The sequence below is a fragment of the Streptomyces sp. NPDC086777 genome (genome assembly GCF_040702065.1).
Lineage (GTDB): Bacteria > Actinomycetota > Actinomycetes > Streptomycetales > Streptomycetaceae > Streptomyces.
Map to the genome: position 1 here is coordinate 84,514 of NZ_JBFBJI010000027.1, position 14,575 is coordinate 99,088.

General features: G+C 73.2%; 14 protein-coding genes and 3 pseudogenes. 12 read left to right on the forward strand and 5 right to left on the reverse strand.

Going from position 1 to position 14,575, the window contains the following annotated elements; translation table 11 throughout:
* Positions 1-288 precede the first annotated feature (288 nt).
* Positions 289-870, forward strand: a complete 582-nt coding sequence (locus tag AB0472_RS31905) for a hypothetical protein (protein ID WP_366361544.1) — start codon at positions 289-291, stop codon at positions 868-870.
* Between the two features lie 170 nt (positions 871-1,040).
* On the opposite strand, the gene AB0472_RS31910 is transcribed toward AB0472_RS31905, so the two are convergent.
* On the reverse strand, positions 1,041-1,946 hold the full coding sequence (locus AB0472_RS31910; RefSeq protein WP_366361546.1) for a universal stress protein: 906 nt from the start codon (positions 1,944-1,946) through the stop codon (positions 1,041-1,043).
* Positions 1,947-2,505: 559 nt separating this feature from the next.
* Between AB0472_RS31910 and AB0472_RS31915 the strand changes: the two genes are divergently transcribed.
* From AB0472_RS31915 to AB0472_RS31940, 6 genes are all read left to right on the forward strand, one after another.
* Entirely contained in the window at positions 2,506-2,703 is a 198-nt protein-coding gene (locus AB0472_RS31915; protein ID WP_366361548.1) for a hypothetical protein, read from the forward strand.
* A complete protein-coding gene (locus AB0472_RS31920) occupies positions 2,700-3,581 on the forward strand; it encodes a universal stress protein (RefSeq protein WP_366361550.1) in 882 nt (293 codons plus the stop codon). Before AB0472_RS31915 ends, AB0472_RS31920 begins: the two co-directional genes overlap by 4 nt.
* A 31-nt stretch (positions 3,582-3,612) precedes the next feature.
* Positions 3,613-4,602, forward strand: coding sequence for a nitroreductase family protein (locus AB0472_RS31925; RefSeq protein ID WP_366361552.1), 990 nt, complete (start codon positions 3,613-3,615; stop codon positions 4,600-4,602).
* A gap of 69 nt (positions 4,603-4,671) precedes the next feature.
* On the forward strand, positions 4,672-5,130 hold the full coding sequence (locus tag AB0472_RS31930; RefSeq protein ID WP_366361553.1) for a CBS domain-containing protein: 459 nt from the start codon (positions 4,672-4,674) through the stop codon (positions 5,128-5,130).
* Between the two features lie 188 nt (positions 5,131-5,318).
* Complete coding sequence (locus AB0472_RS31935; protein WP_366361555.1) at positions 5,319-5,564, forward strand: DUF1876 domain-containing protein; 246 nt, start codon at positions 5,319-5,321, stop codon at positions 5,562-5,564.
* 15 nt (positions 5,565-5,579) lie between these two features.
* Positions 5,580-6,476: a DUF1918 domain-containing protein gene (locus tag AB0472_RS31940; RefSeq protein ID WP_366361557.1), complete on the forward strand. Its 897-nt coding sequence runs from the start codon at positions 5,580-5,582 to the stop codon at positions 6,474-6,476.
* A 141-nt stretch (positions 6,477-6,617) separates the two neighbouring features.
* On the opposite strand, the pseudogene AB0472_RS31945 reads toward AB0472_RS31940, so the two are convergent.
* Positions 6,618-6,701 (reverse strand): annotated as a pseudogene (locus AB0472_RS31945) (DNA-binding response regulator); the annotation flags it as partial.
* 4 nt (positions 6,702-6,705) lie between these two features.
* Between AB0472_RS31945 and AB0472_RS31950 the strand changes: the two are divergent.
* Positions 6,706-6,804, forward strand: a pseudogene (locus AB0472_RS31950) (universal stress protein); the annotation flags it as partial.
* Positions 6,803-6,949: pseudogene (locus AB0472_RS31955) on the forward strand (DNA-binding response regulator); the annotation flags it as partial. The pseudogenes AB0472_RS31950 and AB0472_RS31955, both read left to right, overlap by 2 nt.
* Positions 6,950-7,356: 407 nt before the next feature.
* Here AB0472_RS31955 and AB0472_RS31960 read toward each other — a convergent pair.
* Both AB0472_RS31960 and AB0472_RS31965 read right to left on the reverse strand, forming a co-directional pair.
* The gene (locus tag AB0472_RS31960) at positions 7,357-8,379 is read right to left on the reverse strand and encodes an aldehyde reductase (protein WP_366361558.1); all 1,023 of its coding nucleotides are present in this window, start codon (positions 8,377-8,379) and stop codon (positions 7,357-7,359) included.
* 237 nt (positions 8,380-8,616) lie between these two features.
* Positions 8,617-9,666, reverse strand: a complete 1,050-nt coding sequence (locus AB0472_RS31965; RefSeq protein WP_366361560.1) for an aldo/keto reductase — start codon at positions 9,664-9,666, stop codon at positions 8,617-8,619.
* A 75-nt stretch (positions 9,667-9,741) separates the two neighbouring features.
* Here AB0472_RS31965 and AB0472_RS31970 point away from each other — a divergent pair, with 75 nt between their 5' ends.
* Positions 9,742-10,278, forward strand: coding sequence for a TetR/AcrR family transcriptional regulator (locus AB0472_RS31970; protein WP_366361562.1), 537 nt, complete (start codon positions 9,742-9,744; stop codon positions 10,276-10,278).
* 439 nt (positions 10,279-10,717) lie between these two features.
* The gene (locus tag AB0472_RS31975) at positions 10,718-11,167 is read left to right on the forward strand and encodes a pyridoxamine 5'-phosphate oxidase family protein (RefSeq protein WP_366361563.1); all 450 of its coding nucleotides are present in this window, start codon (positions 10,718-10,720) and stop codon (positions 11,165-11,167) included.
* A 186-nt stretch (positions 11,168-11,353) separates the two neighbouring features.
* Here AB0472_RS31975 and AB0472_RS31980 read toward each other — a convergent pair whose 3' ends face one another.
* Positions 11,354-13,309, reverse strand: coding sequence for a PAS domain S-box protein (locus AB0472_RS31980; RefSeq protein WP_366361564.1), 1,956 nt, complete (start codon positions 13,307-13,309; stop codon positions 11,354-11,356).
* 293 nt (positions 13,310-13,602) lie between these two features.
* Between AB0472_RS31980 and AB0472_RS31985 the strand changes: the two genes are divergently transcribed.
* Positions 13,603-14,511, forward strand: coding sequence for an aminoglycoside phosphotransferase family protein (locus AB0472_RS31985; RefSeq protein WP_366361565.1), 909 nt, complete (start codon positions 13,603-13,605; stop codon positions 14,509-14,511).
* Positions 14,512-14,575 lie beyond the last annotated feature (64 nt).

The window sequence follows — 14,575 nt, forward strand, 5'->3', positions numbered from 1 at the left end:
CGCTCCCCGACAGCCGGACACGGGCCGTTCGTTCCCGGCCGGCACGAGCCCGGGGGGACCGGACGACTCTTCCGCGGCCCCGGACGACCTGACGTCCGGCGGAACCCGATCCGGTGCGGCCGCCCGGGACTCCTCGCCGAGGGCTGAACGGCCCAGGTGCCCGGTCGAGTCGACCCCGAGCAGCCCTGGGGGCGGCCCCTGGTCGGCCCATGTCGCGGCGCCGGTCCGCCTGACACCTTCACGAGTGTCACCACGGCAAGGAGCCACCCGAGGAGGAGGTGCGGACCGATGCGCAGAACCCGGCGTGTGAAGAAGCTGCTGTGGCGGTGGCGGAGCAACCCGCTGCGCCGCCGCGACGATGCCGTCGAGGCCTGGGTGGTCCTGGCGGTGTGGGCGCTCGTATCGGTGGGAGGAACGGTCGCCGGACTGGTCGCCGCCCGGGCCGCGGACGACGTCTTCGCAGGGCAGCGAAGGGAGCGGGAGCCCGTGCGCGCCGTGCTCCTCGTCGAGGTCCCGCGGCGAATCTCCGGGCTCGGCACGGGCAGTGAGCGCACGCCGGCCACCGTGGCCTGGACCGCACCGGACGGGTCCAGGCGCACCGGCCGGACGCTCGTGGACACCGGCGCCAAGGCCGGTTCCCGCGTCGTGGTCTGGCAGGACCGCGACGGCCGCCTGGTCACCAGGCCGCCGAGCGCCGGGGCGGCCGCCGCGGAGGCGGCGGTCCTGGGTATCGCAGCCGACTGCGCGTTGGCCGGCGTGGTCATCGGGGCCGGAGCGGTCGCCCGGTGGCGGCTGGAGCAGCGGCGGCTCGACCTGTGGGACCGCGAGTGGACCACCGTCGGACCCCGCTGGGGTCACAAGACCGGCTGAGGTCGGGGAGTGAGGTCGTCGCCCCGCTCTTCCCGGCAGCGGTCGTCACCGACCGCACCCGGCTCCCGGCACCCTCACCCGGCACCCGGCACCCGGCACCCGGCACCCGGCACCCGCAGGACGTGCGCCCGGTCAGAGACGTCGAGGGTGCTCGGGTCCGCGCTGCCGGATCAGTTGTGCGCCACGACGGCGACGGGCGCACCTATGTGATGCAGGGCGGCATGGGTGACATGACCGATGTGCGTGCCCAGGGAGCCGGTACGGATGCGCCTGCCTACCACGACCAGGGAGGCGTCGCGGGCCGCGCCGACGACGACCTGCGCGGCGCTGCCGCAGCGGCTCGCCTCGATGACGTCGACGCCCGGGAACTTCTGCCGCCAGGGGCCCAGCGCGTCGGCCAGGGCGGTCCGGTGGCTCCGTTCGAGGTCGTCCCGGAGTTCCGCGTCGCCGGGGAAGCGGTAGGAGGACGTGACCGTCTCCGGCCGGGCGGACACCACCCGAAGGAGCGTTTCCCGGCGGACCGCGGCATCGAAGGCGAACGCCAGGAGCCTGTCGTCGGGTTGATCGGCGTCGAGGGCGAGCAGCACCGGCCGGAACGGGGTGGCGGCGGACGGCACGCCCGCCGGATCCATCCGGTGCTCGTCCGCGGCCTGCTCGCCCTCACGCACCAGCACCACGGGCCGTTGCGCGCGGGCCACGACGGCCAGGCTCACCGAGCCGACCACGAACCCACCGATACCGCCGAAACCCCGCGAGCCCAGCGCGAGCAGCTCGGCGGAGTCCGCCGCTGCGCAGAGGGCGTCGGGCACGGTGCCCGTCGGCTGTTCGGTGAGCACCTCGAGACCGGGGTGCCGCAGTCGGAGACCCTTCGCGGCGTCGCCCGGCAGCTGCTGCGTCCAGTGCTGACGGGTCTCGGGACCCACCAGCGGAGCCTGCGACACGAGGACCGGGACGGGCTCCGCGACGTGCACGATCTTCAGCGGCAGGCCGCGCAACAGGGCTTCGCGCGCGGCCCACTCGGCGGCGGCCCGGCTCTCGGGCGAGGCGTCGAGACCTACGGTGACGGTTCGGGGCATGATCTCCACCTCCGGGAGCTTTCCCTTCCAGCGTGACGGCACGTTTCCGGGACGGTAAGGGCCGTCCGTCCCCCCGTGGGGCCGACCGGCCCACGCCCGCGGGCGGGACAGCGGGCCGCCCCGCCTGCCCTCGAGGAGAACCGGTGACCCGGCACCGACTCCGCGGCCCGGCAGTGAAGGGGGCCGGACGGCGCGACCTCGGGAGCAGGGGCATCTGCCGAGCCGCCGACCGCCGGCGCATCCTGGAAGTAGGCATTCCGTTCTCGCCCGGACCGGGTGTTCCCGCGCGAGGACGGCGACATGGCCGAGGAGACACGGCGTGACATCGTTCCGCTTCCCTGGATGTCGACCGCGTCCTGACCCGGAAGGGGGACCTGTTGCAGCCGTGAGGTGGCCGCCACGCTGCCCACGGACCTCGGTGCCCGACTCCCCCTGGGGATCGTCGGACCCGGACCAGGGACCAATGGCCCCTGGCCCGTCGGCCGCACCGCCACCTGCAATGGAACGGGAACGAGCGGCGGCACTCCCCCGGCGCCGCCGCAGGGAGGAGGCGAGGGCGATGTCCGCTCCCGCATCAGCGAACCAGGGCGACCAGGCCACGGCGGACACCGAGCCGGAGGCGACCGGCGCCTCGATGCGCGCCCAGGTCGGCGCCGAAGACCGCCGTACGCGGTACCAGGGGAAAAGACCCCTGCGTCCGGCCTCCGACGTCCGTGGCCCCCGCACCCGGCGGTACGGCGAGCGGAGGCCGTCATGACCGGGCCCGGTGGTCCCCGGCCGATCGTGGTGGGCGTCGATCCCGACCCGGCTCACCGGATGGCACTGACCTGGGCGGCGGACGAGGCCGCCCGGCGCCGGCTGCCGCTGCGCCCGGTCCTCGCCGAGGGCGTGCCGACCCGTGGCTACGGAAGGGGCCGGACACCGCCGTCCTGGGAGGAGTGGAACGACGCGCTGCACGAGGCGGGCCGGCGGGTACTGGAGGAGGCAGCGGGGTTCGTCGCGGAGCACCGTCCGGGGCTCCCGGTGGACCCGCTGCTCGCGGAGGGCGATCCGGCGTGGGTGTTGCGCGAGCAGAGCCGTGACGCCACGGCCGTCGTGCTGGGCTCCCGGCATCTGAGCCGCGCCCAGGAGGTGTTCGGCTCCGCCTCGGTCGCCGTGCCCCTGATGGCGCACGCCCGCTGCCCGGTGGTCGTCGTGCCCGAGCCGGAACACGTCAGCCAGGAGCCGGCGTACTACGTCGTCGGCGTCGACGGCAGCCCGCACTCGGCGGCCGCGGTGGACCTGGCCTTCGAGGAGGCCGCGCTGCGCGGCGCCGGAGTGCGGGCCCTCTTCGTCTGGGAGCCGGGGCCACTGAGGATCTTCGACGAGTACGAACCGCAGCAGGAGGCCCGGCGGCTGCTCTCCGAGATCGTGGCCGGTCGCGGCGCCCGCTACCCGCAGGTGGACCTGCGCCACGAACTGGTCACCGGACACCCCGTACAGGTGCTCACCGACGCCTCGGCCCACGCGTTGGGGCTCGTGGTGGGCACCCGGGGCCGGGGCGGGTTCACCGGGATGCTGCTCGGCTCGGTCAGCCAGGGGGTGCTGCACCACGCCCGGTGCCCGGTCATCGCCGTGCCGTCCGGACCCGTGTGATCCCCCGCGGACGAAGCGAAGGGAAGCCACCATGACCGCAGAACCCGTCGACGCACGCACCGTCGAGACACTCGTGGCGGACGCCGTCGCCGCGCCCTCGCAGCACAACGCGCAGCCGTGGAGGTTCCGTTACCTGCGCGACATCGGTGTGCTGCGCCTGTACGCCGACCTGATGCGCACCCTGCCGCACACCGATCCGCAGCAACGCGGTCTGCACGTGAGCTGCGGGGCCGCACTGCTCAACCTACGGGTGGCCGCCGCGGCGGAGGCGCTGGCGCCGGTCGTGCGCCTGCTCCCGGACCCGGGCTGCCCGGACCTGCTCGCCGAGGTGCACCTGTGCGGCAGCAGTCCGCCGGACACCGCGCTGGCGCTGCTGCGTCCCGCGGTCGGCCGCCGTCACTCCAGCCGCTGCCCGTTCGAGGACGAGCAGATCCCGGCGGCGACACGCGAGCGCCTGTGCGAGGCGGCCGCCGCCGAGGGCGCACAGCTGTGGTTTCCCGGCGACTGGCACGTGCGGTCGGTCCTGGAACTGGTGCGGGACGCCGAGGAATGGGAGGCGCGGGACGCCGGAGTGCGGGGCGAGACCGCACGGTGGACGCATGCGGAACCGTCGGGGGCACAGGCGCCGTCCGACGGCATCCCCGCCGAGGCGTTCGGCCCGGCACGCCGGGCCGGCGACGCCCCCGTGCGCGACTTCGCCGCCGGACGCCCGATGCCGGACCGCCCCCGGGCGTCGTTCGAGAAGACGCCGAACATCGCCCTGCTCGGTACGGCCGATGACGGCCCCGTGGACTGGCTGCGCGCCGGGCAGGCGCTGGAGCGGGTCCTGCTGCGGGCCACCGCCGACGGGCTGGTCGCGTCCGTGACCTCCCAGCCGCTCGAATGGCCGGACCTGCGGTGGGCGGCCCGCGACCCTCTCTCCGCCATGGGCCACGTGCAGATGGTGCTCCGGCTCGGCCACGGCCCCGAAGGCCGGCCGAGCCCCCGGCGGCCACTGGACGACGTGCTCGACATCGTGTGAAGCCGCCTCTTCCCGCTCGAACATCCCGCGCCACCGGACGACCCGGACGAACAGACGAGGAGCATCCGCATGAAGGTGTCCGAGGTGATGACCGCGCCTCCCGTGCACGTGGACCCCGGCGTCTCCCTGAAGGAGGTGACCGAGTGGATGACCGAGCGCGGCGTGGGGTCCGTCCTCGTCGTGAAGGACGGGGAGCTGTGCGGCATCGTGACCGACCGCGACCTCGCGCTGCGCGGCCTGGGCGGCGGTCTGACGCCGGACTCGACCGTGGACGCGGTGATGTCGGCCGAGGTCGTCACCGTCGACGCCGACGACGACCTGCGGGCCGCGTACCGCACCTTCGGCCGCGTCGGCGTGCGCCGGTTGCCGGTCCTCGACCGGGGCCGGCTGGTGGGGGTGCTGACGATCGACGACCTCTTCCTGGACGTCTTCCGGCAGCTGGCCGACCTGCTCGGCCCCGTCGCGTGGAGCGTGCTCCAGGAGCCGCCCGGACCGCCCTCGACCGGCGGCGGTCCGCATGAGGCCTGAACCGGGTCGGCCGGGAACGGCCGTGCTGCGCGCCGCCGACGGGAAGCCGCCGGGGCGCCTGCTCCGGGGCCGGACGGCGGTACGGCAGGGACCTTCGGCCCTGTGAAGGGGATCCGAAGCCGGACGATGGTGGACGTGAGAGGGGGACGAAGCGGACTCCGCCCCTTGCGGACCCGAGGAGGCAAGCGATGCACACGGCGCAGTGGAAGGTGAACCTCCACCTCTTCGAGGAGGACGACGGAACGACCAGGGCGCGCGTGGTGCTGGACACCGGAACCACATCACTCACCGCCCACGGGACCGCGCACTGCCGCCCGACGGACAGCAACGTGCCGGAGATCGGCGACGAACTGGCGGCCGGCAGGGCCATGAACGACCTGTCCCAGCAGCTTCTGCACATCGCCGAACAGGACATCCAGGGCGTGGCACCCTGAGGAGAGGCGGCGGTCATGCGAGCTCACCTCGGCGACCAACTCGTCATCGAAAGCCCGGCGACCGGCGCCCCCCGGCGCGACGGGGAGATCGTCGGCCTGCACCACGAGGACGGCACGCCTCCGTACGACGTGCGCTGGTCGGATTCGGACGAGGTCACACTCGTCTTTCCCGGGCCTGACGCACACGTCCACCACCTCGACCGCGAACTGCCGGAGGCGGGTGAGGCGAAGGCCGGGCCCGGGTCCCCGCGGCCGGCCGGGACGGCCAATCCCGGAGACATCGGCCGGCGGGTGGCCGCGGCGCGGCTGCGGCTGGGGCTCACCCGGGAGGAGACGGCCGCCCGCGCCCGGATGGCTCCCGCGTACCTCGACTACCTTGAGCAGCAGCCCGCGGCCCCGACGGTCGCGACCCTCATCAGGCTGGCCGACGCACTGGGTACCACGGTCGACGCGCTGTACGGCGGCGGTGTCGACCTCCCGCCCGGGCAGGGGCGCGCCCTGTTCCACCCCCGGCTGGTGGAACTCGGCCCGGAGGAGTGCCGGGCCCTGCTCTCCACGCACGGGGTCGGACGCGTCACGCTGTCGACGCCGGACGGCCGGCCGGCGGTGGTCCCCGTCAACTACGACGTCGTCGACGGCGCCATCGTCTTCCGGACCGCGCCCGGCTCCGTCACCGCCCTGACCGCGGACGAGGACGTCGCCTTCGAGGTCGACCACGTGGACGAGGCGCTGAGCCGGGGCTGGAGCGTCCTCGCCGTCGGGCACGCGAACGTCGTGACCCGGCCTGAAGCAGTCCGCGGGCTCGTGGAACGCGCCCACACCACTCCGTGGGCGGGTGACGAGCGCGCGATGTGGGTGTCGATCCGGCCCAGGAGCCTCACCGGCCGCCGCATCACACCGGAGGACGAGTAGCCGGTCGCCGGGAAGGGGCCGCGCCGGTCGTGCCGGGCCTCGCCGGCACGAACCGTTGGGACCCACCCGGCGACCCGGTCAGTTCGTCAGCTCCGCGGCGATCGCGGACGCCCATGCCCGCACGGCATCGAAGTCCCGGAAGTCCCCGACCGTGATGTCGGGTTCGGCGTCGAGGAGGTCGGTGATGCCGCGCCGGACGACCTCGTGGTCGTCCAGCAGGAACACGCGGGCCCGCGAGGCGGAGCTGCGCGCCCTGCCGTTGAAGATCGTCCACGTCTGGGAGCCGGTTCCCGGCCCCATGGCACAGGCCCCGCTGCTCGGCCCCGAGCCGCGAGCTGGGCAGGAAGCTCTACCTCTCCGAGAAGACCGTCAAGAACCGCATCTCCCGCCTCCTCGCCGAACTCGGCGTCCAGCGCCGCGTCCTGGCCGCCGTCCTCGCCACCCACCTCGAACAGCCCGAGAGCGGGGACCGACCGGCGAAGCAGGGCCCGCACGGAGCGCCGGGTGCGGCCGAACGGCCCCTGTCGCCGCGGTTCACCGCGGGGGGGATGCTCGAAGCAGCACCCATCCTGCGACGCCGCGGAGCGGCCCGGTCGGGGGAGGAATCACATGTCCGCCACGGCTCTCCACGCGTTCACCCTGGACGTGACTCCCGTTGCGGCGGACCAGCGGACTCACCGGCTGTGTCCCGGCCGCAAGTGCGGCAGGCCCCCTGCCGTCGACCGCGACAGCTACAAGCAGCGCGAAACCGTCGGGACGTGCGTCAACCGTCTGCAGCAGTGGCGAGGCATCGCGACCCGCGACGAGAAGACGGGAAGAGGGAGGCACGGCCATGCGGCTGGCGGTGACCGGCATGCCGCGTCGGTCGTCAGGAAGTGGGTCATGTCCCGATGCCGTGGGCGAGGAGGCTCTCGGCGGTGTCCGCGATGGTGTCCTCGATGGGGCGCGGCCGCCACCCGAGAAGCCGCTCCGCCTTGGCGCTCGTCGCGTCGAGATCCCGGCCCAGCTGATGCCTGAGCAGCCGCAGTTCCGGGTTCACGGTGCCGAGCGCACGCGCGAGCCACACGGGCAGTTCCCGGGTCGGGGCCTTGGCGGCACGTTCTCCCAGCCGGTCCCGCAGAATGCGTGCGATCTCGACAACCCGCAGGCTGTGACCGGCGATTGCGAGGAAGCGCTCGCCGGCGGCGGCTGGATCGGTCATGGCACGCAGGTGCAGGTCGGCGACGTCGCGCACGTCGACGAAGCCCATCCCGAAGGGCGGGCAGGCCGGCACCCGTCCCTCGATCATCCGGCGCACCAAGCGCAGGGAGGGCGGGTCGTCGGGGCCGAGCAACGGTCCGAGGACCCCGACGGGGTGAACCGCCGCCAGTTCCAGTCCACCGCCCTCGTCCGCGACGAACTGCCAGGCGGCGCGTTCGGCGAGCGTCTTGGACCGCTGGTAGGGCGGGATGTCGCTCTCGACGTCGGTCCAGTCCGACTCGGTGAACGGGGTCGAGCGCGGGGGGTGCCCGATCCCGACGGCGCCGAAGGCGCTCGTCAGGACGACCCGGCGCACGCCGGCGTCGCGGGCGGCACGCAGCACCCGCAGGACGCCCTGCCGCGCCGGGACCACGAGTTCGTCGCCGGTCGCCGGGGTACGGCGGAGGGTGGGCGAGGCGACGTGGAGGACGAAGTCGCAGCCGGCGACGGCCTCGTCCCAGCCCTCGGTGTGTTCGAGGTCGGCGCCCACGAACGTCAGGCGGTCGTCGTCGAACGGTGCGGCCGCGTGCAGCCACGAGCGCAGGGCCGACTCGCGTCGCAGGTCGCGGACGGTGGTGCGGACGGCGTGCCCGGCATCGAGCAGGTTCAGGACGCACCAGCTCCCGACGAATCCGGTCCCTCCGGTGACCAGTACCTGTGCCATCGGTCTCTCCTCAGCTTGCGAATCGAATGTCGGGGGGTGTCGGCGGGCGCGTCGCGTGGCTCCGCCGGGCGGCGGCCACGACGTTTCCGAGGAAGAGGTGGCCGCTCGTGGTCGAGTACCGCTCAGTGCGCCGGAATCGGCCGGGGTCCCCGTTCGGCCGGTGACCGTGGCGGGCGCGGGGCGGGTACGGCCCGGTGTGTTCCTGGACGGGGGCCGAGCCGGAGCGGACTACGGGGTTCATGCGAGGGCCATGCCGGGAACGCGCTTGCGGATGGCTTCCATCTCGGCCTCGTCGGAGACTCCCTGCCAGTCGTACCGGGGGGTGTACGGGGCCTCCAGGGCGCGTACCTCGTCGTCCGTGAGCTCGATGTCGAGGGAGGCCACGGCCTCGTCGATCTGCCGGATCGAGCCCGCGCCGACCAGCGGTGCGGTGACGACCGGCCGGAGGCGGAGCCAGGCGAGCGCGACCTGGGCGCGAGTTGCGCCGTGGGCGTCCGCGACCTGTCCGACCGCGTCGATGATCGCGCGGTTGGACGCCTCCTGCTCGGGCGAGTAGAGGGTGTCCGCGTAGGCGCCGTCCGTCTCGGAGCGCGCGGTCGAGCGGGCGTCCTCCCATGCCCGGGCGAGACGGCCGCGGGCCAGGGGCGACCAGACGATCGTCCCGATGCCCTCGTCCAGGCACAGCGGGATCATCTCCCGCTCCTCCTCACGGGCGAGCAGGTTGTAGTGGTCCTGCATCGACACGAACCGCGCCCAGCCGTGCTGCCGCTGCAGGCGCAGCGCCTTCGCGAACTCCCAGGCGTGCATGGACGAGGCGCCGAGGTAGCGGACCTTGCCCGACCTCACGAGGTCGCTGAGCGCCTCCAGCGTCTCCTCCCAGGGGGTGGCGTGGTCGTTGCGGTGGATCTGGTAGAGGTCGATGTGGTCCGTGCCGAGGCGGCGCAGGGAGTGCTCGACCTCGGTCATGATCGCCTTGCGGGACAGGCCGCGGCCGTTCGGTCCCAGCCGCATGGGATGCCGCAGCTTCGTGGCGATCACCACGGCGTCGCGGTCGGCGAAGTCCTTGAGCGCGCGGCCGAGGATTTCCTCGCTGGAGCCGTTGGAGTACATGTTCGCGGTGTCGAAGAAGTTGATCCCCGTCTCCAGCGCGTGCCTGATGAGCGGGCGTGCGTCCGCCTCGCCCTTCGACCAGACGGGGTGGCCGCGGTCGGGCTCGCCGTAGGTCATGGCACCGATCGCGACAGGGGACACGTCGAGGCCGGTCGTGCCGAGCTTGATGTACTGCATGATGCCCCTCTAAGGTAAGTGGAGAAGTCTCCGGATAACGTAGTGGAGAGCTCTCCACTTAGCAAGTGAGGTCCTGTGGTCCGTTCAGACGCCCGCGAGAACCGGGCACGCATCCTCGCGGCCGCCCGCGAGGCGTTCGCCGAGGACGGCGGTGTCTCGATGAACCAGGTCGCCCAGCGCGCGGGCGTGGGCGCGGGCACCCTGTACCGCAACTTCCCGACCCGTGAGTCGCTGGTCCTGGCCGTCTACCAGGACGAGGTGGAACGCATCGTCGGCGCGGTGCCGGACCTGCTGGCGCGGATGCCGCCGCTGGAAGCGCTCCGGGACTGGACGACCGGCCTCGTCGAGGCCATGCGCAGAAAACACGGCCTCGGCGACGCACTCAGCCCGGGCGCACACCAGACGATCACCGAACAGAGCTACGGACCGGTCATCGCCGCGATCACCGAACTCCTCGACGCAGGCAAGAACGACGGAAGCATCCGTGCGGACGCCGACCCCGGCGACTTCCTCCAGCTGACCGGCGCGTTGTGGCGCGCCGCGGCCGGCCCCGAGGACCGGGCGCCCCACATGCTGGCGCTCGTCCTCGACGGACTCCGCACGGACTGGTAGACGCCGCGCACCGGCGCCCGGCAGCCGGGGAGCAGTCGCCCGGCCGTGCGTCATCACGGCATTGGACCGGGTCACCGCCCCGCCGCGGTTTCCCGCCGATTTCGCCGGGCGGCCGCCGCCTCGCTCCAGCGTGCGTGTCCGGGCACCAGCGGTGGCCTTGGACCGCGTTTCGCCGGCGGCAAGACCATCCGGGCCGAGATCGGCCTCGCCGTGCCGGGCACGTGGCGGCACGAGGACAGCGGCGCTCCCAGCCGCGGCCATGCCTGCTGTCCGCACCGGACCGTGGTGCGGGTGGGCCTGCGGCGCGTGGAGCCGCCGTCCGCGTCCACCCGCCGTAGGCACCCGTCGGTCCGTGCTGGGTCCATGAGTCCCCGCGACACACCGGAGAAAGGGCCTGTCGGCCCTACAGCCACGCACGCGCCGGCAGGAGTATGGACCAATGCTCCGGAACAACGGCTTTCGCCCACTCGACCGCCAGGAGTGCCTGCGCCTGCTCGCTAAGGTGCCCGTCGGTCGCGTGGTCTACACCGAGCGGGCGCTGCCCGCGGTCCTTCCCGTCAACTTCTCCCTGGACTCGGATGCGTCGGTGTTGCTGTGCGCTGCCGTGGGTTCGGACCTGGTCCGTGCGATCGGAGGCGTGGTGGTCGCCTTCGAGGCCGACGAGTTCGACGCGGAGAACCGGACCGGCTGGAGCGTGGTCGTCACCGGACGGGCCGCAGTCGTGAGCGATCCCGAGGAGCACGCACGGCTGTCGCAGGCCGGACCCCGCTCATGGATGCCTGTAGGGGAGCCGGTGTTCGTGCGGATCGAGTCCGAGATGATCACCGGGCGCGAACTGGGTCGGCCGGACCGCCCCGGGGACCCGCGCGAGCGGCGACCGGACGGCTGAGGCAGGCGGGCGGGCGGCAGGCCGGTGCCCGCAACCGCCCGGCCGACATCACCGCTGTCGCGTCCGGAGGCGGACGACCGTTCCGTCGCGGCCGCGGGCGGACGACCGTTCCGTCGCGGCCGTCGTCCGCTCGCCCGCCGCCCGGCACGGACAGCCGCCGGTCCTGGCCCGCACAACGGCGCCGCGTCAAAGCCTCAGCGTGAACCAGGTCGTCTTGCCCTCGTCGGTGGGGCGCACGCCCCACGTGTCGGCGAGGGTGCGGACCAGGAACAGGCCGCGGCCCGACTCCTCGTCCCCGGCCGCGATACGGGGCTGCGGCAGGTGCGGGCTGCGGTCGCTGACCTCGACGGTGAGGTCGGTGGCGGTGCGGCACAGGTGCAGGCCGATGGGGCCCTCGGCGTGCTGAACGGCGTTCGTGAGGGTCTCGGACAGCAGCAGGAGCGCCTCGTCGACCGGGCCCGCGCAGTCCCAGGAGAGCAGCGCCTTGCTCAGGAACGCGCGGCCTTCCGGGACGGAGGAGGCGACGGCCGGGAGGTCGGTCGTGACGGCCGCCGGGGGTGCGGCCGGCAGCTGGGCGAACAGGAGCGTCACGTCGTCGTCGTGGCTGTCCGCCTCCGGCAGCAGCCCGGACAGGACGTGGTCGGCGGCGGCTTCCAGACACGGCGGGGCGGTGAAGAACCCGCCGAGCACCGAGGTGAGTTCGGCGATCCGGTTCTCGATGTCACTGCCCGGCGTCTCGACCAGGCCGTCGGTGTAGAGGATGAGGGTGGCGCCGGGCGGCACGGACGTGGAGGACTGTTCGTAGAGGATGTCGCCCACTCCGAGCGGGGCGTTGACCTGGGCGGGGAGTCTGTCGACGGTGCCGCCGGGGGTGGCCACCAGGGTCGGGAGATGACCGGCGGAGCAGACGGTCACCGTGCCGGTGTCCGGGGCGATGGTGAGGTAGCAGCAGGTCACCAGCTGGTCAGGCACGTCGAGGTCCTGGACGCAGGTGTCGAGGGCCTGCATCAGCTGCCGGGGCTGCATGCCGGTCTTGGCCAGCGCGTGCGCGGCCGAGCGCAACTGGCCCATCACCGCGGCCGCTTCGAGACCGCGGCCCATCACGTCCCCGATGAGGACGCCGACCCGGCCCGCACCGAGCGGTATGAGGTCGAACCAGTCGCCGCCCACACCCGCGCCCTGGGTGGCCGGCCGGTAGCGGCTGGCGGTGGCCAGGCCGGGGATCGCGGGCGGTGTGCCCATGAGACTGCGCTGCAGGGTGAGCGCGATGTGCCGCTGCTGCTCGTACAGCGCGGTCAGTTCGGCCTCGGCGCGCTTACGGTCGCTGATGTCCCGCACGATGGCGCACGCCCCGACGACCGCGCCGTCGGTGTCCCGGGTCGGCCAGAGTGTGACGTCCACGTCCAGCAGGCTGCCGTCCTTGGTGACCCGGAGCGTCTCGAAGTGCTCGACCTTCTCGCCGTGCAGCAACCGCTGCAGGAGCGCGCTGATCTCGCCGCGGAGTTCGGACGGGGAGAGCAGCGACACGTGCCGGCCTATGACCTCCTCGGCCGTGTAGCCGTACAACCGCTGGGCGGCCGCGTTCCAGTAGGTGATGTACCCGTCGAGGGTCTTCGCGAGGATCGCGTCCTGGGACGACTCGACGAGCGCGGCGAGTTCGTTGATGCGGGCCTCGGCCGCCTTGCGGTCGCTGACGTCGCGGACGGCGGCGGAGACCAGCAGTCCGTCCGCGGTCTCCAGCGGGCTGAGGCTGATCTCGACGGGGAACTCCGTACCGTCCTTGCGCAGTCCGTGCAGATCGAGCCCGGCGCCCATCGGACGGACCTGGCGGTTCTCGGCGTACCCGCCGCGGTGCACCGTGTGGTGGCCGCGGAAACGGTGCGGCATGAGCAACTCGACCGGGCGGTCCAGGAGTTCCTCGCGGCCGTAGCCGAAGAGGGCCTCGGTCTGCGCGTTGACGAGTCTGATGGTGCCGGTGTCGTCCACGATCACCATGGCGTCGGGTGCCGCCTCCAGCAGGCCGCGGAACCTCTCCTCGGCGGCCTTCGGGCCGTCCGCGCCGAGGCCCGCGCCACACCGGCAGGCCTTCCGGTCCGCTCCGGTCGCCGCACAAGCCAGACCCGACTCGGCAAACGCGCCCATGTCCGCCCCCTCCCGCCGGTTGCGATGAATCAGGTCATCCCAGCGCATCGGGACGACGACGCGGGCGGTATGTCGGTAACTGTCCGCCGTTCGGCCGAACCTGTCCGTCATCGGCTCACAGCTGGGCACCCGGATGAGAGGACACCGCCCGCTCGCAACGTCCGCGGTCCTGGTCCGTGCTGCTCCGCGGGCCGGTCCTGCCGCACCGAAGCCCCTTGGGTGCCCGTCGGGTTCGGCGTCGGCGCCCGAAAGTCACTGGCCCGGTTTCCTCCTTCTGCGGTGTGATGTCCGGCGTGACGCTTCACGAGGACGAGATCGCGGTCGACGAGGCACTGGTCCGGGCACTGCTGAGGCGGCAGCGACCGGAGTGGGCCGGGCTGCCGTTGTCGCCGGCCGGCGCGGGCACCGAGAACACCATGTACCGGCTGGGCGACGACCTGCTGGTGCGACTGCCCCGAACCCCCGGCAGGGGAGGGTCCGTGCGGAAGGAGCAGGAATGGCTTCCTCGCCTCGCGCCCTTCCTGACGTGCCCGATTCCCGAGCCCGTCCACGCGGGGACGCCCACCGCGGTCTTCCCTCTGGTCTGGTCGGTCCACCGCTGGATCGACGGTGACGAAGTCGGCCCGGACACGGTCCGGGACTGGGCCGCCTTCGGGACCGACCTGGCGGCGTTCGTGAGGGAACTCCACGGCATCGGCCTCATGGGAGCGACCCGGGCGGACGAGCTGAGCTGGTACCGCGGCGGCGGCCTGGAGCCGTGCGGTCAGTGGATCGGCAGGTGTCTCGACGACTGCCGATCCACCGTGGGCTCAGAGCTCGACGTCGACCTTCTGGAACGGTTGTGGCGGGCCGCGCTCACGCTGCCCGAGCCCTCGGGACCCCACGTGTGGCTCCACGGCGACCTCAAGCCGACCAACCTCCTGGCCCGGGAGGGCAGACTCCACGCGGTCATCGACTTCGGAGCGCTCTCGGTCGGTTTCCCCGACGCCGAGCACTCCACGATCTGGGACCTGCCGCCACAGGCCCGGCAGAGCTACCGGGACGCCCTGGACCTCGACGACGTGACCTGGGCCCGCGCCCGCGCCTGGGCCATCGCGGTGGGCGTCAGCGGAATCTCCTACTACTGGCGCACCTTCCCGACCTTCGTCGACGAGTGCCGAGCACGCCTCCGCGCCATCGTCGCCGACACCGCCGCGTGTTGAGTTCCCTTCCCGAACCCGACACCTCGCCCGCGGCGTGACCGCTCGCGGGAACCACGGCCGGGCG